Consider the following 2395-nt stretch of genomic DNA (forward strand, 5'->3'; position numbering starts at 1 on the left):
GACGAGCTGCGGTTTCTGTTACCGGGCTTCATCTTCACAACCCGTGGTCTACACTCATTTTATTGCCCCCGACCGGCAAACGGATAGGCGGTATAAAAATAATAATGGGTGAATGAAATGAAAAAGATCGCAATCATCGGCGCAGGGCCGACGGGTATCTATACCTTTTTCTCCCTGCTCAAAAACAGCACACCGCTTTCGATTTCTATCTATGAGCAGTCCCATGAAGCTGGCGTTGGGATGCCCTACAGCAGTGAAGAGAACTCGAGAATGATGCTGGCCAACATCGCCAGCATTGAGATCCCCCCTATCTTTATGACCTATATCGACTGGCTGCGCAGCCTGAGCGAAGAGCATCTGGCCCGCTACGGCGTGCAGGCGTCGGCCCTGCATGTCCGCCAGTTTTTGCCGCGTATTTTGCTCGGGGAATACTTCCGCGCTCAGTTTCTGGAGCTGGTAGTGCGGGCGAAACAGCTGGGCTTTGAGATAGAAGTGCACGAGTCCTGTCAGGTGACAGACGTTGAGGCCACGCCGGAGGGCGTTCGACTGTGGTGTAAGGATACACTGGCTGCGGAGCAGTTTGATCTTGCCGTCGTTGCTACCGGGCACGTCTGGCCGGAAGAGAGTCCCGCGACCCGCAACTACTTCCCCAGCCCCTGGTCCGGGCTGATGGAGGCAAAGATCCCGGCGTGCAGCGTCGGCATCATGGGAACCTCCCTGAGCGGCATCGACGCCGCGATGGCTGTGGCTATCCAGCACGGCACTTTCTTTGAGACCGAGGATAAACGCCTGCACTTCAACCTCGATGCTGATAGCAAGGCATTGCAGATGGTGCTCATGTCCCGCTCGGGCATCCTACCGGAAGCGGATTTCTACTGCCCTATCCCCTACGAGCCACTAACCGTGGTAACGGAGAACGCGATTGAAAAAGAGATTGCCGCCGGGCCGGAAGGACTGCTCGACCGCGTCTTTGCGCTGATGGTCGACGAGCTAACGCGGGCGGATCCGCTCTGGAGCGAGCAGATGGCTCTCAGCACGCTGGATGCCGACAGCTTTTTCGCGGCCTGGTTTGCCGATCGTAAAAAGCAGGATCCCTTCCGCTGGGCGGAGGACAATCTGAATGAGGTGGAGCGCAACAAACGCGACAGGCGGACGGTGCCGTGGCGCTACACGATTTTGCGTCTGCATGAGGCTATCCAGCCTATCGTTCCCTGGCTTAATGAGGAGGACAGCGCGCGTTTCGAAGAGGGTCTTGCCCGCATCTTTATTGATAACTATGCCGCCGTGCCGTCCCAGTCGATTCGCCGACTGCTGGCCCTGCGAGAGGCCGGGATTCTGAACGTGCTCGCGCTTGGCTCGAACTATGAGATGGAGATTGGCGAGCAGCAAACGACGATCTTCGCTGAGGGCAAGCGATATCAATACGATGTGTTTATCGATGCGCGCGGGCAAAAGCCGTTGAAGACGGAAGATCTGCCTTTCCCGACGCTGCGCAAGCAGCTTGCCGCCACTGGAGAGGAGATCCCGACGGTTGGGGATGACTACACGCTCCAGGAACCCGCCAGCGTTCGCGGACGCATTGCTTTTGGCGCAATTCCCTACCTGATGCATGATCATCCTTTCATTCAGGGTATCACCGCCTGCGCGGAGATCGGCGCGGCGATTGCAAGGGCAGTAGCACAGCCAGCTACGCGGACGCGAGGCTGGCTACGGATGCTGGAGCTGTAGCGCTTATTTTAACAGAGTGGTTGTGGCGGTTCACCCTGTGGTGCCGCCATACTTTTTGGCAGCAGCTGTTAATATAAAGGTCATTGTTACAATAACCCTTAAAAAAATTAAGTTACATATCAATGATATAATTCACATAATTTTCATTATATGATGTGTGCAGCTATTGGTACCACTCCAGCAAGTATAAGCGGTGTAGCTTGTGCTGCACCAGGTTCCATTGCAGGAGGAACCCTTGGGGCTAGTGCCAGTGATTACCTAATGAATCTTTGGTTAAAATAAAACAGATGAATAGCATAACCCATTATATGGCAATAACCTCTGCCAGCCTCCCTTTTGCAATTATTGTTTTTCTATTCTTCTATTTCATTATTAACAATAAAAAATACAAAAATCTATTATCTATGTACTATGCGCGAGGTTTTACCCTAACTCCACTTTACCAATTTTATGCCTCAATGGGATTTTTAGGTTCTTTTGGTATGGCCTATTACTTCTGCCGCCTCAAAAAAACAAAAAAGTGATATTCCCTCCTGAGAACAAAGAGTCTATTGTACTATTTTTAAATGAAATCAACTCAAACTATACAATATGGTTAAATAATTATTACTTATCATGCTTGATCGCTTTATTTATTTATTCAATATTTATAATGCTGAGCATATTA

1 protein-coding gene is annotated in these 2395 nt (G+C 51.2%); it reads left to right on the forward strand.

The features are described 5' to 3' along the window. Positions 1–117 precede the first annotated feature (117 nt). The gene (locus FN633_RS01210; RefSeq protein ID WP_154056464.1) at positions 118–1728 is read left to right on the forward strand and encodes an FAD-NAD(P)-binding protein; all 1611 of its coding nucleotides are present in this window, start codon (positions 118–120) and stop codon (positions 1726–1728) included. The last annotated feature ends 667 nt before the right edge of the window (positions 1729–2395 follow it).

This window comes from Pseudescherichia vulneris (assembly GCF_902164725.1).
GTDB classification, from domain to species: domain Bacteria; phylum Pseudomonadota; class Gammaproteobacteria; order Enterobacterales; family Enterobacteriaceae; genus Pseudescherichia; species Pseudescherichia vulneris.